This window comes from Dickeya dadantii NCPPB 898 (assembly GCF_000406145.1).
GTDB classification, from domain to species: domain Bacteria; phylum Pseudomonadota; class Gammaproteobacteria; order Enterobacterales; family Enterobacteriaceae; genus Dickeya; species Dickeya dadantii.
This window is the reverse complement of record NZ_CM001976.1, coordinates 162,948-189,514: the sequence shown is the minus strand read 5'-3', so window position 1 is coordinate 189,514 and position 26,567 is coordinate 162,948. Positions and strand designations below refer to the sequence as shown.

At 54.9% G+C, this 26,567-nt stretch carries 31 protein-coding genes; 11 read left to right on the top strand and 20 right to left on the bottom strand.

Going from position 1 to position 26,567, the window contains the following annotated elements; all coding sequences use genetic code 11:
* Positions 1–19: 19 nt before the first annotated feature.
* Positions 20–859 (bottom strand): GPO family capsid scaffolding protein, encoded by an 840-nt coding sequence (locus DDA898_RS01260; protein ID WP_038909954.1) that lies wholly within the window; start codon positions 857–859, stop codon positions 20–22.
* 158 nt (positions 860–1,017) lie between these two features.
* Between DDA898_RS01260 and DDA898_RS01255 the strand changes: the two genes are divergently transcribed.
* Positions 1,018–2,745, top strand: coding sequence for a terminase large subunit domain-containing protein (locus DDA898_RS01255; RefSeq protein WP_038909953.1), 1,728 nt, complete (start codon positions 1,018–1,020; stop codon positions 2,743–2,745).
* Positions 2,745–3,797, top strand: a complete 1,053-nt coding sequence (locus DDA898_RS01250; RefSeq protein WP_038909952.1) for a phage portal protein — start codon at positions 2,745–2,747, stop codon at positions 3,795–3,797. Before DDA898_RS01255 ends, DDA898_RS01250 begins: the two co-directional genes overlap by 1 nt.
* Positions 3,798–4,285: 488 nt before the next feature.
* Here the strand turns inward: DDA898_RS01250 and DDA898_RS21855 are convergent, their stop codons facing one another.
* The 12 genes from DDA898_RS21855 to DDA898_RS01210 form a co-directional block, all read right to left on the bottom strand.
* Entirely contained in the window at positions 4,286–4,927 is a 642-nt protein-coding gene (locus DDA898_RS21855; RefSeq protein ID WP_071604486.1) for a hypothetical protein, read from the bottom strand.
* 3 nt (positions 4,928–4,930) lie between these two features.
* Positions 4,931–5,929, bottom strand: coding sequence for an ImmA/IrrE family metallo-endopeptidase (locus DDA898_RS01245; protein ID WP_038909951.1), 999 nt, complete (start codon positions 5,927–5,929; stop codon positions 4,931–4,933).
* A gap of 433 nt (positions 5,930–6,362) precedes the next feature.
* Positions 6,363–8,417 carry a replication endonuclease gene (locus DDA898_RS01240; protein ID WP_038909949.1) on the bottom strand — a complete coding sequence of 685 codons (2,055 nt, stop codon included), beginning with the start codon at positions 8,415–8,417 and terminating at the stop codon, positions 6,363–6,365.
* Positions 8,414–8,701, bottom strand: a complete 288-nt coding sequence (locus DDA898_RS01235; RefSeq protein ID WP_038909947.1) for a hypothetical protein — start codon at positions 8,699–8,701, stop codon at positions 8,414–8,416. The genes DDA898_RS01240 and DDA898_RS01235 overlap by 4 nt, the downstream gene beginning before the upstream one ends.
* Positions 8,698–9,612 (bottom strand): DNA cytosine methyltransferase, encoded by a 915-nt coding sequence (locus DDA898_RS21850; RefSeq protein WP_071604485.1) that lies wholly within the window; start codon positions 9,610–9,612, stop codon positions 8,698–8,700. The genes DDA898_RS01235 and DDA898_RS21850 overlap by 4 nt, the downstream gene beginning before the upstream one ends.
* Positions 9,612–10,448: a DNA adenine methylase gene (locus DDA898_RS01230; protein ID WP_050570150.1), complete on the bottom strand. Its 837-nt coding sequence runs from the start codon at positions 10,446–10,448 to the stop codon at positions 9,612–9,614. Before DDA898_RS01230 ends, DDA898_RS21850 begins: the two co-directional genes overlap by 1 nt.
* Positions 10,445–10,669, bottom strand: a complete 225-nt coding sequence (locus tag DDA898_RS01225; RefSeq protein WP_038909946.1) for a TraR/DksA family transcriptional regulator — start codon at positions 10,667–10,669, stop codon at positions 10,445–10,447. Before DDA898_RS01225 ends, DDA898_RS01230 begins: the two co-directional genes overlap by 4 nt.
* Positions 10,669–10,899, bottom strand: coding sequence for a DUF2732 family protein (locus tag DDA898_RS01220; RefSeq protein ID WP_038909945.1), 231 nt, complete (start codon positions 10,897–10,899; stop codon positions 10,669–10,671). Before DDA898_RS01220 ends, DDA898_RS01225 begins: the two co-directional genes overlap by 1 nt.
* A gap of 71 nt (positions 10,900–10,970) precedes the next feature.
* The gene (locus DDA898_RS01215; RefSeq protein ID WP_038909944.1) at positions 10,971–11,300 is read right to left on the bottom strand and encodes a hypothetical protein; all 330 of its coding nucleotides are present in this window, start codon (positions 11,298–11,300) and stop codon (positions 10,971–10,973) included.
* Positions 11,301–11,312: 12 nt separating this feature from the next.
* Positions 11,313–11,468: a hypothetical protein gene (locus DDA898_RS23420; protein WP_015855488.1), complete on the bottom strand. Its 156-nt coding sequence runs from the start codon at positions 11,466–11,468 to the stop codon at positions 11,313–11,315.
* Between the two features lie 113 nt (positions 11,469–11,581).
* On the bottom strand, positions 11,582–11,788 hold the full coding sequence (locus DDA898_RS21845; protein ID WP_071604484.1) for a hypothetical protein: 207 nt from the start codon (positions 11,786–11,788) through the stop codon (positions 11,582–11,584).
* A gap of 10 nt (positions 11,789–11,798) precedes the next feature.
* A complete protein-coding gene (locus DDA898_RS01210) occupies positions 11,799–12,071 on the bottom strand; it encodes a Cox family DNA-binding protein (RefSeq protein WP_015855490.1) in 273 nt (90 codons plus the stop codon).
* Positions 12,072–12,325: 254 nt separating this feature from the next.
* Here DDA898_RS01210 and DDA898_RS01205 point away from each other — a divergent pair, with 254 nt between their 5' ends.
* The 4 genes from DDA898_RS01205 (at position 12,326) to DDA898_RS01190 (ending at position 14,755) form a co-directional block, all read left to right on the top strand.
* Positions 12,326–12,790, top strand: coding sequence for a hypothetical protein (locus DDA898_RS01205; RefSeq protein WP_038909942.1), 465 nt, complete (start codon positions 12,326–12,328; stop codon positions 12,788–12,790).
* Between the two features lie 133 nt (positions 12,791–12,923).
* A complete protein-coding gene (locus DDA898_RS22965) occupies positions 12,924–13,151 on the top strand; it encodes a hypothetical protein (RefSeq protein WP_107768417.1) in 228 nt (75 codons plus the stop codon).
* Between the two features lie 260 nt (positions 13,152–13,411).
* Positions 13,412–13,705, top strand: a complete 294-nt coding sequence (locus DDA898_RS01195; protein ID WP_038912374.1) for a helix-turn-helix domain-containing protein — start codon at positions 13,412–13,414, stop codon at positions 13,703–13,705.
* 66 nt (positions 13,706–13,771) lie between these two features.
* Complete coding sequence (locus DDA898_RS01190) at positions 13,772–14,755, top strand: phage integrase (protein WP_038909940.1); 984 nt, start codon at positions 13,772–13,774, stop codon at positions 14,753–14,755.
* A gap of 275 nt (positions 14,756–15,030) precedes the next feature.
* On the opposite strand, the gene cpxP is transcribed toward DDA898_RS01190, so the two are convergent.
* Positions 15,031–15,591: a cell-envelope stress modulator CpxP gene (gene cpxP, locus DDA898_RS01185; protein WP_038909939.1), complete on the bottom strand. Its 561-nt coding sequence runs from the start codon at positions 15,589–15,591 to the stop codon at positions 15,031–15,033.
* Positions 15,592–15,801: 210 nt separating this feature from the next.
* On the opposite strand from cpxP, the gene cpxR reads away from it, so the two are divergent.
* The 4 genes from cpxR to DDA898_RS01165 all read left to right on the top strand — a co-directional run bounded on the left by cpxR (position 15,802) and on the right by DDA898_RS01165 (position 21,071).
* The gene (gene cpxR, locus DDA898_RS01180; protein WP_013315868.1) at positions 15,802–16,500 is read left to right on the top strand and encodes an envelope stress response regulator transcription factor CpxR; all 699 of its coding nucleotides are present in this window, start codon (positions 15,802–15,804) and stop codon (positions 16,498–16,500) included.
* Between the two features lie 16 nt (positions 16,501–16,516).
* A complete protein-coding gene (cpxA, locus tag DDA898_RS01175; RefSeq protein ID WP_013315867.1) occupies positions 16,517–17,890 on the top strand; it encodes an envelope stress sensor histidine kinase CpxA in 1,374 nt (457 codons plus the stop codon).
* 236 nt (positions 17,891–18,126) lie between these two features.
* A complete protein-coding gene (locus DDA898_RS01170; protein WP_038909937.1) occupies positions 18,127–20,328 on the top strand; it encodes a PA5441 family protein in 2,202 nt (733 codons plus the stop codon).
* Positions 20,298–21,071, top strand: a complete 774-nt coding sequence (locus DDA898_RS01165) for a DUF3142 domain-containing protein (protein ID WP_038909936.1) — start codon at positions 20,298–20,300, stop codon at positions 21,069–21,071. The genes DDA898_RS01170 and DDA898_RS01165 overlap by 31 nt, the downstream gene beginning before the upstream one ends.
* Positions 21,072–21,106: 35 nt before the next feature.
* Here DDA898_RS01165 and DDA898_RS01160 read toward each other — a convergent pair whose 3' ends face one another.
* Both DDA898_RS01160 and DDA898_RS01155 read right to left on the bottom strand, forming a co-directional pair.
* A complete protein-coding gene (locus DDA898_RS01160) occupies positions 21,107–21,679 on the bottom strand; it encodes a P-loop NTPase family protein (RefSeq protein ID WP_038909934.1) in 573 nt (190 codons plus the stop codon).
* A gap of 54 nt (positions 21,680–21,733) precedes the next feature.
* Positions 21,734–22,198 carry a tRNA (cytidine(34)-2'-O)-methyltransferase gene (locus DDA898_RS01155; protein ID WP_013315863.1) on the bottom strand — a complete coding sequence of 155 codons (465 nt, stop codon included), beginning with the start codon at positions 22,196–22,198 and terminating at the stop codon, positions 21,734–21,736.
* Between the two features lie 170 nt (positions 22,199–22,368).
* Here DDA898_RS01155 and DDA898_RS01150 point away from each other — a divergent pair, with 170 nt between their 5' ends.
* Entirely contained in the window at positions 22,369–22,653 is a 285-nt protein-coding gene (locus DDA898_RS01150) for a DUF2756 domain-containing protein (RefSeq protein ID WP_038899995.1), read from the top strand.
* Positions 22,654–22,726: 73 nt separating this feature from the next.
* On the opposite strand, the gene DDA898_RS01145 is transcribed toward DDA898_RS01150, so the two are convergent.
* The 4 genes from DDA898_RS01145 to ugpE all read right to left on the bottom strand — a co-directional run bounded on the left by DDA898_RS01145 (position 22,727) and on the right by ugpE (position 26,566).
* Complete coding sequence (locus tag DDA898_RS01145) at positions 22,727–23,683, bottom strand: AEC family transporter (protein WP_013315861.1); 957 nt, start codon at positions 23,681–23,683, stop codon at positions 22,727–22,729.
* 205 nt (positions 23,684–23,888) lie between these two features.
* Complete coding sequence (gene ugpQ, locus DDA898_RS01140) at positions 23,889–24,638, bottom strand: glycerophosphodiester phosphodiesterase (protein WP_038909933.1); 750 nt, start codon at positions 24,636–24,638, stop codon at positions 23,889–23,891.
* The gene (locus DDA898_RS01135; protein WP_038899993.1) at positions 24,635–25,711 is read right to left on the bottom strand and encodes a sn-glycerol-3-phosphate import ATP-binding protein UgpC; all 1,077 of its coding nucleotides are present in this window, start codon (positions 25,709–25,711) and stop codon (positions 24,635–24,637) included. Before DDA898_RS01135 ends, ugpQ begins: the two co-directional genes overlap by 4 nt.
* 6 nt (positions 25,712–25,717) lie before the next feature.
* Positions 25,718–26,566 carry a sn-glycerol-3-phosphate ABC transporter permease UgpE gene (gene ugpE / locus DDA898_RS01130; RefSeq protein WP_013315858.1) on the bottom strand — a complete coding sequence of 283 codons (849 nt, stop codon included), beginning with the start codon at positions 26,564–26,566 and terminating at the stop codon, positions 25,718–25,720.
* Position 26,567: the final 1 nt, after the last annotated feature.

The window sequence follows — 26,567 nt, the reverse complement described above, 5'->3', positions numbered from 1 at the left end:
TTGTCTCGCTTAACGGTACTTAAAAGTCAGCCAGTTGCGCGCCGCTGTTGCCGCCACTGGCCGGCGGACGCTGGCTGTAGCTGTTATCCTGCGTCGCCAGCTTCTGCGTGAGCGCGGCCAGCTCGCTGGTCAGCGTCTGGATGGTGCGGCTGTCCTGCTGCTGTTGGTTTTTCAGCGCGTTGAAATTGTCCAGCAGGTCAGCATGGGACTGGGCGACGTTCTCCACCGCTTCGCGTACCTGGGAAAATTGTTCACCGTCTGACTTGCGGCCTTTGCCGATAATCCCCATCACGCGGGAAAACCACTGCTTACCCTCGTCGCTGCGCTGTTCGGACAGTTCGACCAGCTCCGCCTCCATCGCTTCGGTAAACATGACCGGCTCACCGGGCAGATTGTTGAATGCCTGCACCTGCGCCCGTTGCTGCGCGGCGAACTTCAGGCGCTCGGTGCCCAGGCTGGCCGGGGTATCCGTCATCGCCAGACCACGCAGATACGGCCTGCCGGTCGCGGCAAACTGCGGATCGATTTCGATACTGGAATAAATCTTCTTCCCTTCCCCGGTGAGCTGCTTCATCCGCTCGGTGGGTTCGATTTCCGCATACAACGCGGCGCGGCCTTTTAGCGGGCCGTCGGTAATGTCTTCCGCGCTCAGCGCGACAACATCGCCCATCGCACTGAAATCACTGCCCGGATAGGGCGAAAGAATGTGCTCAACGTTAACGCGGGCGCCGTATACCTGCGGGTTGTAGCTTTCCGCCATTGCATAGAGGTGGTCGCGTCCGATTTCGCGCCCGTCAACGGTGGAACCGGAGACGGCAACCCGGAATTTTTTGCGGGTCGGTTTGGCTGTACCGCTCATGCCTGTAGTCCTGTCCTGTGGTGTCTGTGACGCCATGATTGCAGAGCCTAACTCCCTGTCTCAACGCGGTTTTGTTGTCGGCGGAGGGCCAGAGCCGAAAGTGAGCGAAAGGCGGATCGCGCGCGGGGTAATCTTCCCGGCAAAGGGGGAAACCGCGCATGATTCAGGACGCATTTGTACGGCAGCGAGCAAAACAGCTTTACTGGCAGGGTTACCCGCCAGCGGAAATTTCGCGCCTGATGGGGATTAATCAAAACACGGTGTATGCCTGGAAAAAGCGCGACGAATGGGACGAAACGCCGCCTATCCAGCGCGTGACGCATTCTATTGATGCGCGGTTGTGCCAGTTGGCCCAGAAGCCGACTAAAACCGGTGGCGACCTGAAGGAAATGGACGCGCTGACCCGGCAGTTGAAAACGCTGAATGACGGCCAGCCGGGCAATGCCGCAGGCGGCAAGAAACCCCGCCAGCGCAAGGTTAAAAATCACTTCACTGACGAACAGATCGCCGCGCTACGGGAAAAAATACTGGATTCCCTTTCGTGGCATCAACGTGGCTGGTATGAGCAACGTCACCACCGAAACCGCATGATCCTGAAGTCACGCCAGATTGGTGCCACCTGGTATTTTGCGCGTGAAGCGCTGCTTGATGCACTGCGCGACGATGTGAAATACCCCTATCAGCGCAACCAGATTTTTCTGTCGGCATCACGTCGGCAGGCGCACCAGTTCCGGGGCTTTATCCAGAAGGTAGCGGAGGAGGTGGACGTTGAGCTGAAAGGCGGTGACAAAATCGTCCTGAGCAACGGGGCTGAGCTGCATTTCCTCGGCACGTCTGCGGCAACGGCACAGTCCTATACCGGGAATCTGAAGTTTGACGAGTTTTTTTGGGTCAGCAACTTCACCAATTTGCGCAAAGTGGCGGGCGCTATGGCGACGCTGAAGGGGCTGACGCGCACTTACTTTTCCACCCCATCGAGTGAAACCCATGAAGCGTACCCATTCTGGACGGGCGCACGCTGGAATGAGAAACGCAGCAAGGCGCAAAAGGTCGCGTTTGATGTGTCATGGAAAGCACTCAATAGCGGCCTGCTGTGCCCGGACAAAACCTGGCGTCAGATTGTGACGCTACAGGATGTCATCGATCACGGCTGGGAATACACCGACCTGGAAGAAATTCAGGATGAAAACAGCGGGGATGATTTTCTCAACCTGTATATGTGTGAGTTCGTCCGTGATGGTGAGTCGGCGTTCAATCTGAATGCACTTATCGCCTGCGGTGCCGACGGTTACGACGAATGGCCGGACTGGAAGCCCTTCGCGTCACGCCCAATGGCCGATCGCGGCGTCTGGATTGGTTATGACGCCAACGGCAGCAGCGGCAACGGCGACAGCGGGGCGATCTCGGTGGTGGTGCCGCCACTGGTGGCAGGCGGCAAGTTCCGCACCATCGAAACCCAGCAAATACGCGGTCTGGAGTTCGAAGAACAGGCGAAAGTGATCGAAGCGCTGACCTTCAAATACAACGTGCAGCATATCGCCATTGATGGCACCGGCATTGGCGAAGCGGTCTACCAGATTGTGAAGAAATTCTTCCCGGCGGCGGTGTGCTTCCTGATGTCGGTGTCATCCAAACGCGCCCTAGTGCTGAAAATGCTTCAGGTCATTCGTGCCGGCCGCTGGGAATACGACCGCAGCGAACGGGCGCTAATCAATGCGTTCAACGCCGTGCGGCGCGTCAAGACGCCGGGCGGCATCATGACTTACGACACCGACCGCGCACGCGGCTCTAATCATGGCGATCTGGCCTGGGCAACCATGCTGGCCGTCATCAATGAACCACTCGGCCAGGAGCAGGGCGGCGGTGGCTTTGCGATGGAGTTCTGATGAAAAGAAAAGATAAAACCGGCACACACCGGGCGGTTACCGCCAGTCAGCCGGATATGGCGGCGGCCCTGAAAAGCGATCCGGGGCTGAGCGCGTTTACCTTTGACGGCCCCTATCCGGTCAGGGATGGCCATGACCTGCTGGATAACATGTATTGCGCCGACAATGGCCGTTATTACGACACCCCGGTGGATTGGTACGGGCTGGCTCGCGCGTTTGGTAGTGCGTCATGGCACCAGTCCGCGCTGTACTTCAAACGCAATGCGCTGACCGGGTGCTTTATCCCGCACCCGCTATTGTCGCGTCAGGCGTTCTCCGCCTTCGTGCTCGACTGGTTTGTTTTCGGCAACGGTTACCTTGAACGCCGGGTCAACCGGCTGGGCGGCGTGTTGTCCCTGCGCCACGTTCCGGCCAAGTACACCCGGCGCGGCAGCGATCTGAATACCTATTGGTTTATCCGGCAGTGGAAAGATGAACACACGTTTGATACCGACAGCGTGTGCCACGTCATCAACCCGGATATTCACCAGGAGATCTACGGTATGCCCGAGTACATGGGCGCGCTGCTGTCGGCCAGCCTGTCGCACTCTGCCGATATGTTCCGCAAGCTCTACTATGACAACGGTTCGCACGCCGGGTGCATTATCTACATCGGCGCATCCCAGGTGGATACCGAAAGCATGGATAACGTGAAGAAAACGCTGAAGGAAGCGCGCGGTAAAGGCGCGTTTAAAAACCTGCTGTTACACGCGCCGGGCGGCGGTGAAAAAGGGGTACAGATTATTCCCTTCAGCCAGATATCGGCCAAAGATGAATTCCTGAATATCAAATCGGTGACGCGTGACGATATCCTCGCGGCGCACCGCGTGCCGCCGCAACTGATGGGCGCCATGCCGGAGGGTAACGGCTCCTTTGGCGATGTGGAGAAAGCCGCGCGGGTGTTCGCCATCAACGAACTGATGCCGGTGATGGAAGCGCTTAAGCATGTGAATGATTGGCTGGGGATGGAGGTGATCCGCTTCAACCCTTACGCCCTGTTGAAAGCCGAGTGATATCCCACCGCCGCCGCCGCACTCACGCGGCGGTTTTCATTCAAAAACTTTCACGCCATCTGCGAACAATCTCTTTTCAGATCAACGGCTAACACCACCATTTCCCACACACATAAAACCGCCTCAGCGCCGCGCTGTCGGGCTCTCTCACCGGATGACGCGCCGCATCTCCCGGAGGGAAATACGCACGCAGCAGGGCGGGAAATGGGCCGGATTCGGCACAGCAAAGGGGAACCCTACCTACCCCCCATCGCGGGGGCTGTTCCCCCGTCACCTGCGCGCGACTCTCGCTTCATTTTTTGTGCAAGTGCAGAAACCGGCCCAGCACGCGTGCGTACCGGGCGGAAAGGGGAAAAATAGCATCAAAAAAATTGTGCAAAATTGTGCGGGTTTGTGCATACAAAACGTATAGATATAAAGCAGCTATTTTAGAGATATGTATTGATTTATTATAACCACCAAGTGACTTATTATAAGTTTGCTATTATTTACTGCAGACCCCACTCCCTATCTGGTAACCTATCTTTAAAAGCAAGGTATTCATAAAAATCACGAGTGTAAGAAAATAAACATTCACACATGGCACTACCAGAATTAGCAAGGGCCATCCTAAGTACAACATCCGGTTTCGGATTACCCATCAGCTGACTATGAACATGAGCAACCGTTGAGCCATGAACACATAATAGTAGTGATGATTCAAATGTAACGACGGCATCAATTAGACGCTGATGAATAGTAGCCAGAGTGGCTTTATTCGAAATAATTGCAGATAGGCATCTACGATCACCCGTCATAAATATCGCATCTGGATTCTCAATACAGGAAGCAAGCAAAAATTGCTCACCCACGTCTATATTAGGCACATCACCCAATAATTCCAAAAGGGAAAGATTCATAATTTCAGGAACATCATTTACCGATTCAATGAAAGCCCCCAGCTGTTCATATATTTGCTGACTTCCACACTTTCGAATTGCTTTATCTGGATTATCAGGAAGCAGCTGGTACCTAGCTGCTGGGTTAATGAAAATTTGATCAGGTTGCTCATTTAATATCGTAGATAATTGTGATAGTAGATTACATTGAGCTAACTTCAATATGACATCATTGTCAGAAAGAACAATCACGTATCATTCCCCGATAAGATTTTCCAGAATATTTAGATCATCTTCATTGATGCTTTCTAAATCTATTCCCTTTTTCATCATATCCTTGATGAAGTTCTGATCGGTGGGGTGTCCGTTACAAATAGCCTTCACGGCATTTACTGCCACCCCCCAGTGTCCCATAACAAAACCGTAATTCAAGGCAATATGGGTAGGGTCAACACCTCTTTCGCTGCCAAATTTTTTTGCCGCATTTGCCAGTTGAGGCGCTTTTAAAAAGCGTCCTGTAGGTACAATGCGAAGAGATTTTTGTCCAGAAAGGACTTGAAACGCAAACTCATTAGCTTCTTTTTCAATATCACTAGTTGAGGCTGACTCAATCTTCTCATCCACATGACATTGTCCATTTTCAGCATTTAAATGCCCTTTCGCAATATGCCCCAACTCATGCGCCAAATCAAAAAGCATATACCCATACTTTTGAGGTTGGGTTAATATAATTACTGGTCTTCCGCAACTCATTAAAGCTAAACCAGCCATTTTCTTAGCACCACGAGGGAATTTCTTAAGATATATAACAGGAATTCCCACTGAGTGACAATATTCAACCAAATTCCCAAGTGAAACCCATGGATTACTTTCCATCGTATCTTTTCTGATTAGTTCTGGATCTAGAACTATCTGCGGGTCATATGGTTTTTTAAAATTCGATGCAACAATTTTTGCAGCAGTATAAGCAATTGCAGTCGCTATATCTAAATCATCATCAGCAACATTATTCCGATGCTTAAATTTATGATTTCCACCAAAATTAAAACAAATCCCTTCGCTCTCATCCTTAAGGCTTTCAGGTAAAATACTAAACATTCGAGCCAAGTGCAGGCTTGCGTACTGACGCCCCGAAGGGGTATCAGCCAATCGCTCATCCCACCATTCAGGCAATAAGCTCCTGATGTACGACAGGTTGAAACCAGCGCTTTGGAATTTATTATATATGCTTCTCATATGATTAGTATCGTTCATGAGAGCCTCCAGACTACATGTGTGTGAACAAAATGCCATAATGTCTTACCTATATTTATGGCATAAAAATCGTGCGTACTATAGGGAAAAAAGATCGAAAACGCATCTTTTTTTGTTCTAAGGTACGTATACAATCAAAGGGAAAAACAAAGAACCATCAGATCTCATTCACTTAGTAACCACAAGAGTACCCTGTACTTCTATCTCACCCCCAACACTCCATGCTCCTTGCTTACCAGTCATAGTACTGAGATAAAAATATATTAATATTTTCAGTTACTTACATACGTCCTCGCAAAATCAGTCGATTGCCTAACCAGTAATAATCAAATAAACATTTTATTTAGTCAGCTAACTTTTACTAAAAAATAATATTAATATTTTTAATAAATAATCATACTATTCAAATATATCACCAGCATTCAATAAATTATTACTCCCAATTCCACCCCGGCCACAGCTCGCAATCCCCTGTCTGGCCTACTTCCTCCAGCCTACCGTTAACCATTTTCAGCGCCCTGCCCTCGCTTATTGCCAGATTGCAGCCACGAATCAGCACATCGACCAGCCCCGGATCAGGCGGAAAACCGCGTAAGCGCAACAGTTCCGATAATCGCCGCCGTAGGCCCGACGTACAGTTATTGACAGAACTCCAAGCGGCGGCGGGGCCGCCAGAAACCCCGGCCCCCGCTGACGCGGCGGCCTGTTTCGGGACAATCTTCCATTCCACCGTTCGAGTGATGATCGCGGAGCGCTCCCCTAATAATGGCGAGTACACCCCCTGAACCTTTTGCACGTCTTCGGCGTACTGATTGGCACGCTCGGTCACTTCATAAGACAGGCGCACCACCAACTCATCACGCGAGACTAACGGCCCGCCCTGCGCCTGTGTGTATGCCGCCCAGTCGCCTACATCTGCCGCCGCCAGTACCGCATCCATCGCCGCGTTATCCAGTTGCTTATCACCCAGGCGACGCAACTCGCGGTAAACCGTCACCGGCGCGCCACCGATTTGCTGAAATTGCCGGATACGCCAGCGCGACGCCCAGGCAGATACCGCCTTTGCCATGTCGCGCAGGTTTTCCCCGGTTTCCTCGTCGGCCTCGCCATCCAGTGCGTAACCGTCGATATTCTTGCTGATGTACTTGGCGATATAACCCGTAGCACTGCCTTTTTCCGGGTCAATCGGTTCATAGTGGAAGCGGGCTTTTTGCGCCTTTTCACTGTTCAGCTCGCCGGAGTCTTCCCGGCGGGCGTGATACGCCATGATGTCACGCACCTGTTCAATGTGCTCCGGGCGCATGAATAACAACAAATGCCAGTGCGGCGTACCGTCGTGATGCGGTTCGACGACACGGAAGCCGAACACGCTAATCTCTTCGCGTGACAGCTCCGCCCGGATACGCGCCCACACACCGCACAGGTATTTCTGTGTGTCGCGTGGGCTGGCACCGCTCCACTGCTCAACGAACCCGCCGCCACTGTGTACAGCGTGATACCGTGACGGCGCGGTGATGGTGTAAAACTCTCCGGCGCAGCCCATTTCCTGCGCCAAATCCTCAAAGCCGCGCATTCTCACCATCAGCTCACAACGGCGGATTGCCGGGTTGGCGTTGCTGGCATTAACCATGTCATCCAGAGAAACACGGTTACCCTCTTCATCTTCCAGATCAAACGCCTTGAAAAACTCCCGGTTACGCCGTTTCTGCTCTTTCCATTCATCCAGCGTGGAGCGGGAAACATAGGGTGACGCCGCCTTTTGCACCTGGCCGACCGCGATAGCCATATGCTCCCGCTGGATATCGCGGCGGCGTTTTAGTCGCGCCCGCCACCACTCCGGTGACATCATGCGTAACAGGCCGGATTCGGCTTTCTCGGTGGATAACGGGCGGCGGCCTTTGGTGAATTGCGCCCAGTAAGGCGGTTGTGTTCCGGCCTGCAAGGTCAGCAAGCCAAGGTGGCGAAACGACAGCAGGGTAATATACCTGTCCGTCAGATTTCCAGTGTTTCTGATGCGGTTTTCGGTGTAGTCACGTAACGATGCGGCCATAAAGTCGGCAACCTGTTGCGATAAGGCGCGGATGTTGTCACGGTCATAAACCGGCATCTTTTCCAGATCATCGCAGAACGGGAACGGCAGATCTCCCGCCGCACGCTGTTGCGTCTGGTATCGTTCGGTAACGGTGCGCAGGCGTGGCAATACGCTTTTCCCCAGGGTACGGAGTAAAAACGTATTGGCCCGGCGGCGGCCGGTGTGCTCATCAGATTTAAACAGCTTTTCATAACGCTGGCCGAAATACTTCGCCAGATAATCCGGCATTCCGGCCAGGTACTGCTGACGCCAATAATGATCAACCTTATTCAGGTGCCACAGGCTGCGCTCAACGAAACTCAGCCCGGCAGGCTCGCCGGGGGAAAACTGCTCACGCTGCCATTCCCTGACAGCGTGATACGCGCCGTTATGTTCAGGGACATGTAAATCAATCACTCACAAACCCCAGCACCGATCCGTATAGCAAACACGTTTACCGGTTTATCGCCAAAATGCGGATGTGTGATCGTCTGCATTTCATAGCCAAGCCAGGGCAGGATCAGGCGGCGTGACATATCAGAACGAGCCGGATAGCCCCATGTAATCACCAGTTGCTCATAATCCCGACCAATGAGCCGACGCCGCCAGTAGGCATTGTCCAACCGGTATTCAAATGGCTTCATCCCAGCCTTCATTGCGGCGAAATATTCCCCCATCACCGCGAGTTGCAGAATGCTCACAGACAACCCCCTATGGCCTCAACAACCCGGCACATAGCAACGGGGGGTACAGCATTACCCGCCATATTGACTGTCAGGCGGTGGCTGTCTGGCGTGATATACGATGACGAAAAAGACATTGCGGCCAATACCTCGCGCTTTGTCACCATCCGCATACGATCACCATCCACCACTGCCCATCTATCGCGGGTTGTAATTGTGCCTATCGGCCTGTCAATTGAGCGGCCCGATTTTGTATTTCCGTAGTAGCTGAAAATGAATCGTTCACCGAACTGACGGCGACCGTTTTCGATGCGTGCTAGCGTCGATATTGCACGACCCGGACGGTTTATCTGTGACCATCTTCCGTCATCAAAATCAATGAATGTGGTGGCAGGGACGTGACTGAGGCGAGGCAGGTCGAGCGAAAGTGGGGAGCGACTGCGAGTGCAGATCAGAAACAATCGGACGCGATTCTGAGGAACACCCAGATCGGCACAATCAACAACATGTGGCGATAACGCATAACCCAACGCCGCCATTGCCGCCGCCCATGCTGGATACAACGCCCAATTTAGAAATTCAGGCACATTCTCAACAATCACTGCTGAGGGCTTGTGATATTCGGCTGCGGACACAACAGCCCACGCTGTCGAGCGACTCGCATCATGCTGCGGATCACCCGCTGTTTTTCCGCGTGCCCGGCTATGCCCCTGGCAGCAAGGGGAAGCCATCATCAGGTCATGTGCCGGGACAGAACTCCAGTCAGCCTGATGCAAGTCCTGACAAACGTGGATTGCATCGGGATGGTTTAAACGATGATATTCAACGGCAGCGGGCCAGTGATTAGCAGCCCATACCACATGCGCTCCTGCCATACGCGCGCCGGTTGATGAGCCGCCGAATCCAGCGAAGAGATCGATAGCCCTCATTATGCGGCACCTCGCTGCCCATGCACCGGCAGACGCTTAGCAATAATTTCCCCAGCTTGTTTGCTTTCCCCAGCCGCAACGCCGACGCTACGCGGTGCGGTGAAGCGGCAGATATCAAACCGGTGGTAAAGGCTGTGCGCGTGGTGAGTGTCGCTGTTTGATGCGATGACAGGGATCCCGCGCTCGGCCAGGCGTGATAACGCGCTGCACAGGTCATACTGATCGTTGTGGGTGAAACCATCGGTGTGATAACTGGTGAAGCTGGCCGTTGGCGTTTGCGGGATGTATGGCGGATCGCAGTACACCACATCGCCGGGGTGAATCAGTTGCAGCGTTTCGCCAAACGCGGCGCAGATGAATTTTGCACGGCGGGCTTTTTCGGCAAATGCCTGAATCTCGGCCAGTGGAAAATAAGGCGATGCATAATGCCCGTAAGGAACGTTAAACCCACCGGCGCGGTTATAGCGACAAACGCCCCGGTAACCGTGCCGGTTCAGATAAAGAAACAGTGCTGCTGAGGTGGTGCGATTCTCTTTGCTACGATTAAATACCTGCCGGAAGCGGTAATAGCTTTCTGCTGTATTCGCAGTGCGAAACAGACCTTCGGCGGTATCAATAAAATCCTTCACATCCTCTTTGATGACCTGATACAGGTTAATCAGGTCGGGATTGATATCGGCGATCAGGTATTCCGGGTAATCGGTATTCATCATGACCGCACAAGACCCGGCGAACGGTTCCACCAGACGGTCGCCGGCCGGTAAATGCTCGCGCAGGATATGCATCACGCGGGCCTTGCTGCCGACCCATTTCAGCGGTGTGGCGATAGTGCTCATAAAGCCCCCCGATAGTGTTTGTTTTTCAGTTCAGCATCACCCTGGCAGTACACGCACAGACGCACACCCGGAACGGCCACGCGGCGGGCTTCGGGGGGCGGTGCGTCACAGCTTTCACAGACGGATGCAGAAACGGCATAGCCCGACTGTTGCCGGGCCTTCTGGATTTGCGTTTCGCGGATGAACGTTTCGCGCTCTTGAGCTATGTCCATTGAGTCCATCAGCTCAGCCCCTGAGCGGAGTGCTCAAAACGTTCTGATTCCTGGCGTATAAGTTCCACCACTTCGGCGGCAGAGAGGTCGCGTTGTTGAGCGCGGACAGCAAGCGCAGCAAGGCGCAGTGAGAAGGAAAAATGCTGGTCTTTGCGTTCCTCCAATCGGGCCTTTTTCAGCAGCTCGACCAGTGCGCCATCAGCGGCGACGGTCATAGTTTTTACTTCGGCATTTTTCATTACGGTTTCCTTTTTTCAGGTAATACGAATCCCTGCCCGATAAAGGGCATTTATTCGTTGTTATGGGTTAATTAATGAATAGGTGACTGGCTCGGCTTATTGGGTGTGCCGTTTTGATTACTGGTTTTCAGAAAATCATCCGGGCCAAATAGCGCAGTTTCATCGCAAATAGACCGGATGCGCTTAATTGCCCCCCAAATAGCGGCGCGCTCTTCCGCCGTAAACTGATGCCATGAGTAATTGACATGGCGCGACTTCAGCTTTGGCTTTGCGGAAAAAAGGATAATCTCACGCGTTTCCAGTGCAGCACGCTCCCAAAATGACTGAGCGCGGGATTCACCTTTAAACACGATATCCCTGCAACGCTGTATCCATTTCTGATGATCGACAGATTGAGACATGCTCCCTCCTGATTACCGATTAAACGCCCCTTTCGGCGGGTTCCAACGGCGGCCATCCGGCCGAATAATGATGCCTTGCTTGCCCTCTCCGTGGCGTATTTCTGGTTTGATACGGCTTTCTGTCTGTTGCTGCCAGAGGAAAGGCGCAATTGAGATTGGTTTTTGCATTGATCCTCCTATTGGTAACCGCCCACAGATAGACGGTTGCAAATAGGTGCCGGGATATTTAGCCACGCCCGGCCGTGGTTTCTCTGGTGTTGTTTTTATTCTTTATCGCTGCACTATTGATATACGCTGTTATGTAAGCTGTCGATATAACCGGTAGCTAATGCCAGCGCATCAAATAAACCGTAAGACTGCCCTTCCCTGCTAACGCGATATCGCTTAATTGAGTTTGTGATTGTTCTTGGATATTCAACAACTGAAAAGCCACGATATATACTGGTGTGCTTACTCAGGCGAATAACAGCAAATTCCTTTTTAACCATAATTATTCACCTATAACCCCAGCCATAATAACCATGCGTCACGCTGTTCTTTCGGCCTGTTCATAAAGGCATCGCGCATAGCACGGTTAAATTCCGGGATATAAACCCAATTTTCACCGCGACGAGGATTAGGGTTTTCAGGATTCACCCACGGAATAAGCGGCAATTTTCCATTATCAACCATGCCTTTCACTGCCGCTTCCGACTTACCGATCAATTCCGCAAATTTCTGATACGGAACAGCATCAACCGGATAGCGAACCTCATAAACGCGTTCACTCATCACAACCCTCGCTTTTCATTTTGCGTTATTGAATATGTACCGGGATTTTTAGCCACGCCCGGCGCGTGCGCTGTGGTATCCTCGCTACGCCCACACGTTCCAGCCAGAACGGGCATAACACCAACTACAGAGGACGAGTCATCATGCTTAGCACTGCATCTTCCGCAGAACAGGACACCGACAATTTTCACGTTCCACCCCGTCCCGCCCCGAAGCCTACAAAGAAGGGCGGATACCAATAGCCAGGAGTCCATATGAACGAGCAACAAATTCACAATATTCGTTTCGAACTTGCCTATAGTTACCAGCTTGAAAAAATTACAGAGGTTTTTAATCGACGTATCGATAAGCTGCTCTGCCTTATTCAGTTTTTCCTCGGTAGCGCTGTTGTAACTGAACACGGTTCCGGTTTGTTGCTCGGCATCTTAATTGCAATCATTTCGGCGCTACTTTTTACACTCAAGCCCGGAGAAATAACCGGAGGTGCGAAACAGCAGGCACAAAAATATCGAATTCTCCTTGATGATCTCGACACCAGTGATATTGAAATCATTAAGCAGAAAAAGTATGTAATAGAACAAACCGATAGCCCACACCCCTATTCACTATGTGGCCCCGCCTATCATCGGGCAGCTGTTATGCTTGGCCTTCCGGCTAATAGCAAATTGACGCCTATGGAAAAGCTATTTTCTTTCTTTTGCGGCGGCATCCCTCGTTAACCACCCGCAGAAACTATTAGCCATTTATCTATTTTAATTAAATTCATGCCGGGATATTTCACCACGCCCGGCGCGTGGTTTTTGTGGTAGATTTCAAGTGCCAACAATCAACCAACCACACAAGGAAAATAACGTGACAAAGAAACGTACCGTCATTCCCACCTATAAAGTGCGCTGCAATACCTTTGATAATCTTATTGAGATTGAATTTTCTGTTCCTGATGACCAGATTGTTGCGATTCGGCTAAATGCCAATCAATCGCGCGAGCTGATTGCTCAACTAAATCATCATTTAGATGAATCAATGATTTGTTCTTTCGTGTATCCAACAAAAAAGAACGTACTGGCGCTGCGGGTCTGAGTAGCGCCTTCGCTAACCCTCGCCTTTATCTCAAGAGTTACGGCATACGTATTAATTACGGGTGATTCCGCTGTAACTTCAGCTTCCCGCACATCGTCTTCCTTCATCCTCTCCCCCTCACCGTGATACTCTCTTTCGATCACCAACCGCTTACATCTGCTTTCAGTTGCTTATGTTCGCGGTTGGTTTTTCGCGCCTCAAAAGGTTTTCAACTGAATACCTTTTGAGTGGAATATAGTCTTCACATGGGAACCATGTCAATGGATATAGCTCAAAAAATCAAATTGATAAGAAAGGCTGAGGGACTTACACAAATAAAATTTTGTGAAATCAGTGGTATAGCGTTAAGCACTCTAAAAAACTACGAAGGCGGCCATAGGGAACCTGGACTGCAAGTGGTGTTACAAATAACAAATACAAAGCAGTTCCAAAAATACACACTGTGGTTGATGACGGATAAAACAGCACCGGAAGCTGGTCAGATCGCACCGGCCCTCGCACACATTGGGCCAGACGAAACAAAATCTCACCAATCAAACCAGAATATTGGGTAAATATTTACATAAGTTACATCTTTGATATTGCGTATCAGGATGATGACTACATCGGAGAGTGTTCTTATGGCAGTTAAGAAACTCGATGATGGTCGCTATGAAGTGGACATTCGCCCGATCGGACGTAACGGAAAACGCATCCGGCGGCGGTTTGAAAAAAAGACAGAAGCGGTAGCCTTCGAACGCTACACGCTGTCCAGAGCGGACAAAAAAGAGTGGCAGCACGGTTATGGCGTTGAACATCGCCAGCTCAGTGAACTGGTTGAATTGTGGTGGCTTTACTACGGCCAGAATTTGAAGAATGGTTTGATAGAAAAGCGTCATCTGAAACGGACAGCGGCCCAGATGGACGACCCGGAGATATGCCGGATAAACAAGCGCTCAATTCTGGAGTTCCGTACCCGGCGATTATACGACGGTATCAGCTCTTCAACGGTCAACCGAGACATCTATCGGCTTTCCGGAATGTTTTCGGCACTGATAAAGCTGGAGATCTACACTGGCGAGAATCCCTTAAAGGAATTGCCACCATTGCCAGAAAAGCAGCCAACAGTCACCTTCCTGACGGAATCGGAGATTGCGCGCCTGCTGGATACAATGGAAGACGATCAGTACCGGTTGGCTGTGCTGTGCCTGAGCACCGGCGCAAGGTGGGGAGAAGCCAGCACATTACGGGCTGAACAGGTGATGCATAACCGGGTGACGTTTACCGAAACCAAGAACGGTAAAAACAGAACCATTCCGATATCGGAAGAGGTTACGCGGATCATCAAAACCCGCGAAACCGGAAAGCTGTTTAAAGTGGACTACTCGGCATTTTGCGAGCAAATCAAAGCGGTAAAGCCCGATATTCCGAAAGGCCAGGCATCACACATACTGCGGCACACATTTGCCAGTCATTTTGTGATGAACGGGGGAAATCTGGTGGCATTACAGCAGATTTTAGGTCATGCCAGCATTCAGCAAACCATGACTTACGCGCATCTTGCACCGGACTATCTGCAAAACGCTATAACACTCAACCCATTACGGGGGAAAATAGCGGTTTAGGATCGTCCACATAGTGTCCACACTTGCGGAAATTGGCCCGTTTTTGACCACTTTTTAACCGCTTGCAGTTGCTTGTGATTGCTTAACATGCAGTTGTTTTTAAAGGATTTTCCAGAAATTCCGCAAAAAAAAGCCCTCCATCAAGGAGGGCGAAAGACAGGGATGGTGTCTATGGCAAGGAAAACAGGTTACTTCTTTACACACTACTCTCAGCACTACTCTCACTACTCGGAAAAACGCGCATTACTCGGTACTATCATTACTCGGTACTATCATTACTCAGTACTATCATCCTGCCCCTGACGGGACAGTTCAAAATTCTGGCTACGTGATCCTGACGTCGACATCTGCTGCCGCACGCTCTGCATCGCCTGTTCATGTTTCTGGTCCAGAATCGATTTCTGCTCCGGCGTCAGCATGTTGTACATCTGGTTGCTCACCCGGGCTATCTCCACCTGGCGCGCAATCTGTGCCTGAACCATTCTGGCGACTTGCGCCTGCACCGCCGGAGCGTCGAATTTTTCCGCCGTCACCAGCCGATGCATAATTTCCACATCGTTTGTGTCATAGACTGGTTGCTCATGGCGAACTTGCCGCATCAGGTCACGCATTTGCTGGCGCTGATGTTCAGTCAACTTCACACCGTCAAACATACCCTGCTGACTCTCTTCGCGTTTCATGGCAGAGTCATCGCGATAACAGTTCCCCAACTCGGGGGCCTTGTTTTCGGCGGATAAATTATTTTCGCCGGGTAAACTGTTTTCGGTCGCCACCACGGTGCCGGTTACCAACATCAGCAGTGAAGCAAAAGATAACGTGATGATGGTGCCCCGCATCAATGACTCCTTTGTGTTCACATACTGTATTCACATACTGTACTCACGTACGTCTTGTGTTTGCGTACGGTGTGACGTGTACTGTTTGGCGAATCGATGGACTTAGTCTAATTGCCTTGCTGCAAACATGCGTCAGACGATGTAAAACTACGTAAAGTCATGGAATAACGGCGATCTATGACGTATTTTGCCCGTGGAGGTAGGTAAATCATGAATAAAATCCTGTTGGTTGATGACGATCGCGAGCTGACATCCCTGTTGCGGGAATTGCTCGAAATGGAAGGCTTTAACGTCGTTGTCGCCCATGACGGCGAACAGGCGTTAAGCGTGCTGGATGATTCGGTTGACCTGTTATTGCTGGATATCATGATGCCGAAGAAAAACGGCATCGATACACTCAAGGAAGTGCGTCAGCGCTACCAGACGCCGGTGATCATGCTTACCGCCCGCGGCAGCGAGCTGGACCGCGTGCTCGGCCTGGAGTTAGGCGCGGATGACTATCTGCCTAAACCCTTCAACGATCGCGAGCTGGTCGCCCGTATCCGCGCCATTCTGCGTCGCTCCAACTGGACCGACCAACAACAGGCAGGCGAAGCCAGCGCACCGACTATCGAGGTGGATGCACTGCGGCTTAATCCGGGCCGTCAGGAAGCCAGCTTCGACGATGAGGTGCTGGATCTGACCGGCACCGAATTCACGCTGCTCTATCTGCTGGCGCAGCGTCTGGGTCAGGTGGTATCGCGCGAACACCTCAGCCAGGAAGTGCTGGGCAAGCGCCTGACGCCGTTCGATCGCGCCATCGACATGCATATCTCCAACCTGCGGCGCAAATTACCTGAGCGCAAGGATGGGCTGCCCTGGTTTAAAACCTTGCGCGGCAGAGGATATCTGATGGTTTCCACCGCATGATTCGGGTTGCCGCTGTATGATCAACAGTCTTACCGCCCGAATCTTCGCCATTTTCTGGCTGACGCTGGCACTGGTGCTGATGCTGGTGCTGATGTTGCCCAAGCTGGACTCCCGGCAGCTCACGCCCTTGCTGGAAAACGAACAACGGCAGGGGCTGATGCTGGAGCAGCACATTGAAGCCGAGCTGGCGAGCGACCCGGCCAACGATTTGTTATGGTGGCGGCGTCTGTTTCGCGTCATCGAAAAATGGGCGCCGCCCGGCCAACGCCTGCTGCTGGTTACCAGCGAAGGGCGCGTAATTGGCGCCCAGCGCAATGAAATGCAAATGGTGCGTAACTTCATCGGCCAATCCGACAGCGCCGATTTCCCGCAGAAGAAAAAATACGGCCGGCTGGAATTGCTGGGGCCATTTTCCGTACGCGACGGCGAAGACAGCTACCTGATGTACATGCTGCGCCCCGCCAGCAGTCCGCAATCCGATTTTATCAACCTGCTGTTCGACCGTCCGCTGTTGCTGCTGATCGTCACCATGCTTACCAGCTCGCCGCTGTTGTTGTGGCTGGCCTGGAGTCTGGCGAAACCGGCACGCAAGCTGAAAAACGCCGCCGACGAAGTGGCGCGCGGTAACCTGAAACAACATCCGGAATTGGAGTCCGGCCCGCAGGAATTCCGGGCGACCGGCTCCAGCTTTAACCAGATGGTGAGCGCGCTGGAGCGGATGGTGACGGCGCAGCAGCGTCTGTTGTCCGACATTTCCCATGAGCTGCGCACCCCGCTGACCCGTCTGCAACTGGCGACCGCGCTATTACGCCGCCGTCAGGGCGAAGGCAACGAACTGAACCGCATCGAAACCGAAACCCAACGGCTCGACGGCATGATCAACGACCTGCTGGTGCTGTCGCGCAACCAGCACAAACATGAGCTATCGCGGGAAGAACTACAGGCGGATGAACTGTGGAACGATGTGCTGGACGACGCGCGCTTTGAAGCTGAGCAGATGGGTAAGACGCTGGAGGTGTTATCCCCTCCGGGCCCCTGGCCGTTGTTCGGCAACCCAACCGCGCTCGACAGTGCGCTGGAAAACGTGGTGCGCAATGCGCTGCGTTACTCGCACAGCCGTATCGCCGTGTCATTCTCGGTCGATGCGCAGGGCGTCACCATTGTCGTTGGCGACGATGGCCCCGGCGTCAGCCCGGAGGATCGGGAGCAGATTTTCCGGCCGTTCTATCGCACGGATGAAGCGCGCGATCGCGAGTCCGGCGGTACCGGTCTGGGGCTGGCGATAGTCGAAACCGCCATTTCCCAGCATCGGGGCTGGGCCAAAGCCGATGAAAGCCCGCTGGGCGGTTTGCAGCTCACGCTCTGGCTGCCGCTCTATCAACGCAGATAGTCTGTCTTTTCGGGCGCGGCCCTCCGCGCCCGCCGTCACATCCATGCCGTCAACCGATTGAGTTTTTTCCCTGCTCGGGTAGAGTGTGAACCTGTGCCGCAGGGCGAATGGCCGCGAGAAATCGTGCGCGCAGCCTCGCCGGCAAAAGAAATTATCCCTTCAGTCATGCATGAACCTGCACATGCCTGATGGAATAAGTTCTTGATGTTGCCTGACACACTGCACAGGAAAAGGACATGAAAGGATTAGCCTTACTGGCTGGATTCATCGCTACGCTGGTACAGATGCCGGCATACGCTTCCGGCGATGGCGTATGCGGTTTTTCCGATGCCGATTGCGGTATGCCCGCGCTTCCCTACCTTCTGCCGGATAACGACACCCGCACTAATCTGGTGCTGCTGCAAAGCAGCCGTAATCATATTCCTCTGCCGATCCCCCAGCCGGAGCCGGACCAAACCCGTTCCCGCGTCGACCCGTTCACCGCTTACCGTGTGATGGGGCTGGCCGCCACCGAAGATAACAGCGCCAGCGCGAAAACCGACACGCCGGCCGACCCCAGCGCGCCTTCAGACGACAAAGCCGACGAGGAGAACACCTCGCTGCTGCAAAAAGCCACCCAGTTGCATTTTCCGGATGCCGAACTGGGCAAGCTGCGCGACCTGACGCCGGTTGATCTGGACGGACGCTGGGTTTCCAACGATCTCACCACGCTGGAGAGCTTTTTCGATCTGCTGCTGGCGGACAAGGAACTCAACGATGCCCAGCGCACCCAATTAGCGTTGGTGCGGATGAGAATACTGTCCAGCGAATACGGCGTCAGCGACGCCAATACCGATCTCGCCGGCGTACCGGACGCAGGCCACGCCGGCGAGCTGCGCCGCTACCTCGCCAGCGCGGTGGCATTTTATGAAGGGCAGTTGGATCAAGCGGACAAAGGCTTCCAGCAGTTGTTGTCGGCCAGCCAGCCGTGGGTGGCGGAAACCGCCCGTTATATGCTGATTCGGGTATCGATTAATCAGGCGATGAAAGACGCGCAGGACGAATACAACATGTTCGACCCTCGCAAGATGGACAAGGCCGCCGGGAAACAGGCGGCTCAGCGTGTCGATGAGTACCTGAAGCAGTATCCGCGGGGAAAATACGCCGACTCGGCCGAAGGCCTGTACCGTCGTGCCGAGTGGATCAGCGGCGACACCGTCGCGTTAGCCAGTCACTTTAGCCAGGTGCTGGCATCCGCCAAAAGCGTGGATCAGTTGCAAGCCATCGGCAATGAAATCGACAACAAGCTACTGGAAGACAACCAGTTTGTGAGCTCGGCCGATACGCCGATCCTGATGCTGGTACAGGACATCAAACGCCTGCGCAGCCCTGACGGCTGGATGACGCTACCTGCCCTGACGCAGGAGGAAATCACCCGTCAGCAACCGTTGTTTGAAAAAGCGGGTATGCAGGAAGAGTTTCGCTATCTGCAGGCGGCGTTTCAGTATTATCAGCAGCGGGACTATGCCGCGGTGTTGAAAACCCTGCCGATGACGACGGCGGAAGACATCACCAACGTCACCGCCTTCAGCAGTCAGGTACTGCGCGGGCTAGCGATGCAACGGCAAAAACAGTGGGACGACGCGGAAGCGCACTGGCGCCATCTGCTGATGTTGAAAACCACCTATACCCAGCAACAGTTCCTGCAACTGATGCTGGCGCAAACGCTGGTGGACAGCGGCCAGCCGGGACGGGTCTTCACGCCGGAAAGCCCGGTCAAAAACCTGCGTTTTCGCTCCGCCATACTGAAAGTCAGCGCCGATGCCGATCTGTTGCACCGGCAGACCGGCCCTCAGCAAACGCATGAAGAACGCGCCATCGCCTTGCACACATTACTGACCAAACAGCTGACGCACCGCGATTACGCCGGTTTTCTCAAAGACAGCGCATTGCTGAAAACCATCGCGCCGCTGAACAGCACTGAGAACATGAGCTGGAACGAGGAAGACCTGACCGTATTCGGTTGGGACGGCAGCGACACCGAAGAGGGGTATGAATGCCCAACCCTTCAGGAAACGGTCACGACGCTGAACCAGAACGCCAATGACGCCCACGCCCTCAACTGTCTGGGCGAGTTCGTCCTGCGTACCGGCAACGGCGTCGGATTCGACTGGGGCGAAAGCAATATGCTCAACGGCCTGACGGATGCCGCCTCCTACTATCCGGGCAAGGAATCCAATCGCCTCGACAACTACATGCAAGTGATCGCCGACGCGAAAGCTCCGCCGGAAGACAAGAGTTACGCGCTTTACCGCGCCATCTACTGTTATGCGCCAAGCGGTTACAACGACTGCGGTTCGCAGGATATCAGCAAGGAAACGCGCAAGGCGTGGTTCCGGCAGCTCAAAGCGGACTTTAAAGGCAGCCAATGGGCGCGACAGCTCAAATACTACTGGTAGTCCGTTATACCGTTGTACTGACGAGCCTGTTGTGCCTGAGCGTTACGGCGCACAGCGCCACCGTTAACGCCGCCCGCTATCACGCCTTCTGGCTGTGGGCGGCAGTGCAACCGCAACCGGTGCTGTCTCAGGCCGATACGCTTTACCTGCATCAGGGGGAAATCGCCCGTCGCGGCGGCCAGGTCGTGTTTCTGCGCCAGGGGATCCCGGTCAGCGCGCTGCCGGTCAGGCATCTCTGGCTGTCGTTTCGGGTTTCCGAACTGCGCCTTGGCGAACCGGAACTACGGCGCCTGCTGCAACTGCGGCAGCGCTGGGCCGCCGCCGGCAACCGGGTCGACGGCATCCAGATCGATTTCGACGCCAAAAGCTACCACCTGTCGCACTATGTCGCCTTTCTGCAAATGCTCCGCCAACGGTTGCCGCCCGACTGTCGTCTGAGCGTTACCGGGCTGCTGGACTGGGCTAAAACCGGCGACGTCCGGCAACTCAATCGTCTGGATGGGGTAGTGGATGAACTGGTGGTGCAGACTTATCAGGGGCGGCGTACGGTGGAAAATTACGCCGCGTATCTGCCGGCGCTAATGAACCTGACGCTGCCGTTTCGTCTCGGGCTGGTGCAACACGGTAAGTGGGATGAACGGTGGCAGCGGCGGCTGGCGGCGTCGCCGTTCTACCGGGGCGAGGTGGTGTTCCTGCTCAATCCGATAGCGGCACGCCGCTCCCCCATCCTGCAACAACGTTAATGCTCTGCAACAGCGTGATGCCGTGCGCCGGATGGTCAGTCGTCCGACAAAATCCCGGCCATAAAACGCTCGATGTCCTCACGGCTGTGCAGCATTATGCGCTGTGGTACCACCATGCGCTGTGACACCACCATGCGCTGCGATGGTGCCTCTGGAACGCACTGCTCAAACACCCGCTGATGCCCGCTGAACGAACTGTTGCTCTGGCGCTCCCGGTACTCGCCCGCCCAGCGCAGCAACTCGGCCAACGCCGCTTCATCGCCGCCCCGGCGCAGCCCGCGCTGACGAATATTGTTCAGGCATTCATCCACCGGAATATCCAGCCAGATCAACGCCGTAGCCTGCTGCACCACTTCCTGCATCAACCAGCCGTAAACCCCTTCCATGATCCAGCATTCGGCCTGCGCCAGTTCCCGTGCTTCGGCTTTAACCAGCTCCCGCTCGCGCGCTTTGCCATAGCCGCCCGGTTCCCAGTTGATCAGATCCAGGTCGATGGCGGGAGCCTGTAGCCGGGCCGCCAGTTGTTCCGCCAGCCAGCTCTTTCCCGAACCGCTGTTGCCCATGATCAGGGTGCGTCGCAGCGCAGAAGCAGGTATCGAACGGGTCATCACATGCTCTCCTGTTGGTCGTTCCGATGGGTTGATCATGACAGGCGTGGCGCGTCAGCGCCGGCCGCCGAATCCATTCTGCCGCCAGGCCTCGTAACTGATGATCGCCACCGAGTTGGACAGATTCAAACTGCGGCAGTTGGGCTCCATCGGGATGCGGATACGGCATTCCGGCGCGAAGCCGTTGCGAATATCATCCGGCAGACCAGCGGTTTCAGAGCCGAACAGCAACACATCGCCCGGCTGGTAGTCGGGTTCGTCGTAAGGGCGGCTGCCTTTGGTGGTGCAGGCGAAAATCCGACGCCCCGCCACCGCCTGCAGAAAATCCTGATAGTTGCGATGACGGCTGACGCTCGCCAGATCGTGATAGTCCAGCCCGGCGCGGCGCAGCTTTTTTTCCTCGAAATCGAAGCCCAGCGGCTCGATCAAGTGCAACGAACAGCCATTGTTGGCCGCCAGACGGATAATATTGCCGGTGTTGGGCGCAATCTGTGGCTCATAGAGCGCGATATGAAACATGATAAGGTCAGGTACGAAAAAAGGTGGGCGCCAGTATAGCCTATTCCGCCCCCGCGCCCCAGCCACGGTCGGCGCTGCGAATCATCCGATGTGTGGACGCAGGCCGGGACGACGCCCCGATTAACCGCTAGAATAAAGCCATATCCGACAGCCGTTTCCCCGGAGGAATCATGAAAATAATATCTCCCCTGATGTTGCTCCTGAGCCTGCCTTTACTGGCGCAGGCCGCCACACAGCAGATATCGCCCCAGCAGCAACAGTTTGAAAACGGCATCAGCAGCCAGAAGCGGCTATTGCAGGACATGCAGCAAAACCAGGCGCTGCAACAACAGCAACTGAATAGCGACATCCAGCAGCGCAGCCGTGAACAACAGCGCCAGTTACAACAGCAACTGGAACAGAATCGCCAGCGCATCCAGCAATCCGCGCCGGGCAATACCAACCGAAGTTACTGATTTAGCGACTGTCGCCGAACGTCTGGCTTATGCCCCTCAGTCATGGAGCAAGGGCTGACGGGGTTTGGATAGGCTATACCCTCACGCCCATCAGCGTCAGAATCAGCGGCGTGGTAACCGCCGCCAGCGCGGTCGACATCAACAGGCTGGCGGCGACCGGGCCGCCCAACACATTGAATTGCCGTGACATCAGGTAAATATTGACGCCCACCGCCATCGATCCCAGCAGCACCACCACCCGTGTTTCCATCTCCGGCAGGCCCAGCGCGACCGCCAGCACCCACACCACCAACGGCTGCACCACCAGCTTGATGAGACAAATAGCGACGCTGATTTGCCAACCGTCGCGAATACGGTATTCCGCCAGCCCCATGCCCAGCGCCACCAGCGACAGCGGCACGCCGATCTGGCTCAGCATACCGATAGGCTTATCGATGCTATCCGGCAGCGGCAGCCCGGTGAGGCTGTAAAACGTACCGGACAGAATGCCGATGATCAGCGGGTTTTTCAGCACGCCGAGCGCGGTTTTGGTGAACCCCTGCATCGACAGCGAACCGTTGCGCGCCCACTCTACCGAGACGGTGACCAGCGTCCACAGAATCAGGCCGTTGAACACCAGCACCAGCGCCACGGACGGAATCGCCTGCGGGCCGAGCATCAGGGTGGCGATCGGCAGACCAAGCATCACGTTGTTGGAGAAAATCCCGCTGAGCGAGAACACCGAACCGGAGACGCCATCCAGCCGAAACACCCGGCTGGCGACAATCCGACCAAGCACGAACACGATGAGACAGCTGCCAAAGAAGGCGATCAGCAGCCGGGCGTCCACCGCCGGCCGTTTGGAGAAATCGCACATCATACGGAACAGCATGGCGGGCAACGCCACTGAAAACACGAATTTGGTCAGCGCATCGGTCACCGTGGACGGCCAGCGGCCAAAGCGGATCAGGGCATACCCCAACGCAATCAACACAAACAGCGGCAATGAAAGAAAAATCTGGTGCCAGAGAGAAAGAATAAACGTGGGCATCGCCCTTCCTTAAAAAAACGCGCAGATCACCGGGCGAAGGCTGATGGCTTGTCACGGCGGCGGGGCAAAGCCCCGTCGGGAGCGGGCCGAACGGCCCAAGGTCATACAGGAAACGCCTGACGAAACACGCCGGTTATCGGCCGGCGTGGCGCGTTTGTCGGAACAGACGACATTCAGCCGGCGCTAAGTTTAATTAGCATTAATTTCAACTCGCATTAAATTGCGGTCCAATCAAATCTATCCGGTCCGTACAGATGCAGTCAACGCCCCACAGCAACAGGTTGCGAGCGCGATCGGGTTGATTGACGGTATACACCAGAATGCGCAGCCCGGCGTCTTTCAGCAGCCTGACGCGCGCCTCATCCAGCAGTTGGTGATTAAGGTGAATCGACACGCAGCCAAGGCGTGCGGTCAGGGTGCGCCAGTCGTCATCCCACTCATCCAGCAGCAGACCGCGCGGCAATTCCGGCGCGGCCTGTTGCGCCGCTTCCAGTGCCGCAACCGAAAACGACGACAGCAGCGGCGCGACAGGATGGTTCTGCCACAGCGCGCGCGCGGCCAGCGCCACCACGCGGCCGGTCTGATCCTCACAGCCGGTGGTCGGTTTGATCTCTATATTGGCCGCCATGCCATACTGCGCGCAGCGCTTCGCCACTTCAGACAGCAGCGGCAGACGCTCGCCGCGGAACTGCCGGCTGTACCAACTGCCGACGTCCAACCCGACCAGTTTGTCCCACGGCAGGTCACCCGCCACGCCCCAGCCGTTGCTGGTGCGTTCAAGCGTGTCGTCGTGCAGCAGGAAAATCTGCCCGTCCTGCGACAGCTTGGCGTCGAACTCGATCATCCGGTGACCGTGGTGCGCGCCGACATCAATCGCCGCCAGCGTGTTTTCCGGTGCCAGAGAACCGCCGCCGCGGTGGGCGACGATAGCGGGATAAGGCCAGTTCGGGGTCATGCTTCCATCCGTAATCCGCTTTGCGAATCAAATATATGCCAGGACGCGGCCGGCAGAGTGAGCCACAGGGTTTCCCCCACCGCCGGACAATGCTCGTGCGACAGACGCACCACGATATTCTGCCCCGCCCATTTGCCGTGCGCCAGATTATCCGCACCCAGCAGTTCCAGCGTCTCCACCACCAGCGGCACGCCGCCGGCGTCGGCGGTGGACTGCAAAATGTGCTCCGGGCGCATACCCAGCGTCACCGCGCGCCCCTGCCATTCTGGTTTGGCGACCGGCAGCGGCAGCGAGAAATCCGCCGAAAGCGCGACCCGGCTGCCGTCCATGCTCACCTGCCCGGCCCACAGATTCATGGCCGGCGAGCCGATGAAGCTGGCGACGAACAGCGACGCCGGTTTGCGGTAAATCTCCGCCGGCGCGCCGATCTGCTCGGCCACGCCTTTGTTCATCACGATCACCCGGTGGGCCAGCGTCATCGCTTCCACCTGGTCGTGAGTGACGTACAGACTGGTGGTTTTCAGTCGCTTGTGCAGCTGTTGCAGTTCAAGGCGCATCTGCACCCGCAGCTTAGCGTCAAGGTTCGACAGCGGCTCGTCAAACAGGAACACAGCCGGCTCGCGCACAATGGCGCGACCCATCGCCACGCGCTGGCGCTGACCACCGGACAGCTCGCGCGGCTTGCGATTGAGCAACGGTTGCAACTCCAGAATCCGCGCCGCTTCTTCCACCCGCTGGCGAATCTGCGCTTTGCCGAAGCCGCGAATTTTCAGGCCGTAAGCCATGTTGTCGTAAACGCTCATGTGCGGGTAGAGCGCGTAGTTCTGGAACACCATCGCAATACCGCGATCTTTCGGTTCCTTGTCGGTGACGCGTTCGTCGCCGATATAGATATCGCCGCTGGTGGTTTGCTCCAGGCCCGCCACCATGCGCAGCAATGTAGATTTGCCGCAGCCGGACGGACCGACCATCACCACGAATTCGCCGTCCGCCACGTCGAGATCAATCGGCTGAATCACCTGAGTCTTGCCGTCATAGGATTTGGTGACGGCCTGAAGTTTTAAACATGCCATAAGATTTTATTTCTCACTATCAACCAGACCGCGAACAAACCAGCGCTGCATCAGCAGCACAATCAACAGAGGCGGCAGCATCGTCATCAGCATCGCCGCCATCACCTGATGCCAGGGCGTAGCGGTGTCGCCGGTGGCGATCATGCTCTGAATCCCGGCTACCGCCGTGCCCAGATTGGGGTCGTTGACGATCAACAGCGGCCACAGATACTGGTTCCAACCGTAGATAAAGGTGATGACAAACAGCGCCGCCAGATTGGTTTTGGACAACGGCAGCACCATGTCGAAGAAAAAGCGCATCGGGCCGGCGCCGTCGATACGCGCCGCCTCCAGCAGTTCGTCCGGCAGCGTCATGAAGAACTGGCGGAACAGAAAAGTGGCGGTGGCGGACGCCATCACCGGCAGCGTCAACCCGACATAGCTGTTGGTCATGCTGAGATGGGAAATCACCTCGACCGTCGGAAAAATTCGCACTTCCACCGGCAGCATCAGGGTGGAGAAAATCATCCAGAAGAACAGGTTGCGGCACGGAAAACGGAAATAGACGATGGCGAAAGCCGACAGCATCGAGACGCTGATTTTGCCGACGGTGATCGCCAGCGCCATCACGAAGCTGTTGAACAGCATCAGGCCGAACGGCGCGCTGTTGTTGTCGCCCACGCCGTGCCGCCAGATATAGGTCATGTTTTCCCACAGGTGCCCGCCGGGGATCAGCGACATCGGCACCTGCGACATCTGCTCCTGACTCAGGGTGGCGGCGATGAACGCCACGTACAGCGGGAACAGCACCGCCAGAATGGCGACCACCAGCATGGCGTGGCTGAATATATCCAGCCCGCGTCGATTCTCAATCATT

Excerpts from the sequence above, each read along its gene's own strand:
- cpxR (WP_013315868.1), top strand. The coding sequence starts at position 15,802 with ATGAATAAAATCCTGTTGGTTGATGACGATCGCGAGCTGACATCCCTG.
- DDA898_RS23420 (WP_015855488.1), bottom strand. The coding sequence starts at position 11,468 with ATGCAAAAACCAATCTCAATTGCGCCTTTCCTCTGGCAGCAACAGACA.
- ugpQ (WP_038909933.1), bottom strand. The coding sequence starts at position 24,638 with ATGACCCCGAACTGGCCTTATCCCGCTATCGTCGCCCACCGCGGCGGC.
- DDA898_RS01215 (WP_038909944.1), bottom strand. The coding sequence starts at position 11,300 with ATGTCTCAATCTGTCGATCATCAGAAATGGATACAGCGTTGCAGGGAT.
- DDA898_RS01250 (WP_038909952.1), top strand. The coding sequence starts at position 2,745 with ATGAAAAGAAAAGATAAAACCGGCACACACCGGGCGGTTACCGCCAGT.
- DDA898_RS01165 (WP_038909936.1), top strand. The coding sequence starts at position 20,298 with ATGGGCGCGACAGCTCAAATACTACTGGTAGTCCGTTATACCGTTGTA.
- DDA898_RS01190 (WP_038909940.1), top strand. The coding sequence starts at position 13,772 with ATGGCAGTTAAGAAACTCGATGATGGTCGCTATGAAGTGGACATTCGC.
- DDA898_RS01225 (WP_038909946.1), bottom strand. The coding sequence starts at position 10,669 with ATGGACTCAATGGACATAGCTCAAGAGCGCGAAACGTTCATCCGCGAA.
- DDA898_RS01145 (WP_013315861.1), bottom strand. The coding sequence starts at position 23,683 with ATGCCCACGTTTATTCTTTCTCTCTGGCACCAGATTTTTCTTTCATTG.
- DDA898_RS01220 (WP_038909945.1), bottom strand. The coding sequence starts at position 10,899 with ATGAAAAATGCCGAAGTAAAAACTATGACCGTCGCCGCTGATGGCGCA.
- DDA898_RS01135 (WP_038899993.1), bottom strand. The coding sequence starts at position 25,711 with ATGGCATGTTTAAAACTTCAGGCCGTCACCAAATCCTATGACGGCAAG.
- DDA898_RS21845 (WP_071604484.1), bottom strand. The coding sequence starts at position 11,788 with ATGGTTAAAAAGGAATTTGCTGTTATTCGCCTGAGTAAGCACACCAGT.
- DDA898_RS01150 (WP_038899995.1), top strand. The coding sequence starts at position 22,369 with ATGAAAATAATATCTCCCCTGATGTTGCTCCTGAGCCTGCCTTTACTG.
- DDA898_RS01170 (WP_038909937.1), top strand. The coding sequence starts at position 18,127 with ATGAAAGGATTAGCCTTACTGGCTGGATTCATCGCTACGCTGGTACAG.
- cpxA (WP_013315867.1), top strand. The coding sequence starts at position 16,517 with ATGATCAACAGTCTTACCGCCCGAATCTTCGCCATTTTCTGGCTGACG.
- DDA898_RS01230 (WP_050570150.1), bottom strand. The coding sequence starts at position 10,448 with ATGAGCACTATCGCCACACCGCTGAAATGGGTCGGCAGCAAGGCCCGC.
- DDA898_RS01260 (WP_038909954.1), bottom strand. The coding sequence starts at position 859 with ATGAGCGGTACAGCCAAACCGACCCGCAAAAAATTCCGGGTTGCCGTC.
- DDA898_RS01205 (WP_038909942.1), top strand. The coding sequence starts at position 12,326 with ATGAACGAGCAACAAATTCACAATATTCGTTTCGAACTTGCCTATAGT.
- DDA898_RS01155 (WP_013315863.1), bottom strand. The coding sequence starts at position 22,198 with ATGTTTCATATCGCGCTCTATGAGCCACAGATTGCGCCCAACACCGGC.
- DDA898_RS01245 (WP_038909951.1), bottom strand. The coding sequence starts at position 5,929 with ATGAACGATACTAATCATATGAGAAGCATATATAATAAATTCCAAAGC.
- DDA898_RS01160 (WP_038909934.1), bottom strand. The coding sequence starts at position 21,679 with ATGACCCGTTCGATACCTGCTTCTGCGCTGCGACGCACCCTGATCATG.
- DDA898_RS01255 (WP_038909953.1), top strand. The coding sequence starts at position 1,018 with ATGATTCAGGACGCATTTGTACGGCAGCGAGCAAAACAGCTTTACTGG.
- DDA898_RS01210 (WP_015855490.1), bottom strand. The coding sequence starts at position 12,071 with ATGAGTGAACGCGTTTATGAGGTTCGCTATCCGGTTGATGCTGTTCCG.
- ugpE (WP_013315858.1), bottom strand. The coding sequence starts at position 26,566 with ATGATTGAGAATCGACGCGGGCTGGATATATTCAGCCACGCCATGCTG.
- DDA898_RS21850 (WP_071604485.1), bottom strand. The coding sequence starts at position 9,612 with ATGAGGGCTATCGATCTCTTCGCTGGATTCGGCGGCTCATCAACCGGC.
- DDA898_RS01195 (WP_038912374.1), top strand. The coding sequence starts at position 13,412 with ATGGATATAGCTCAAAAAATCAAATTGATAAGAAAGGCTGAGGGACTT.
- cpxP (WP_038909939.1), bottom strand. The coding sequence starts at position 15,591 with ATGCGGGGCACCATCATCACGTTATCTTTTGCTTCACTGCTGATGTTG.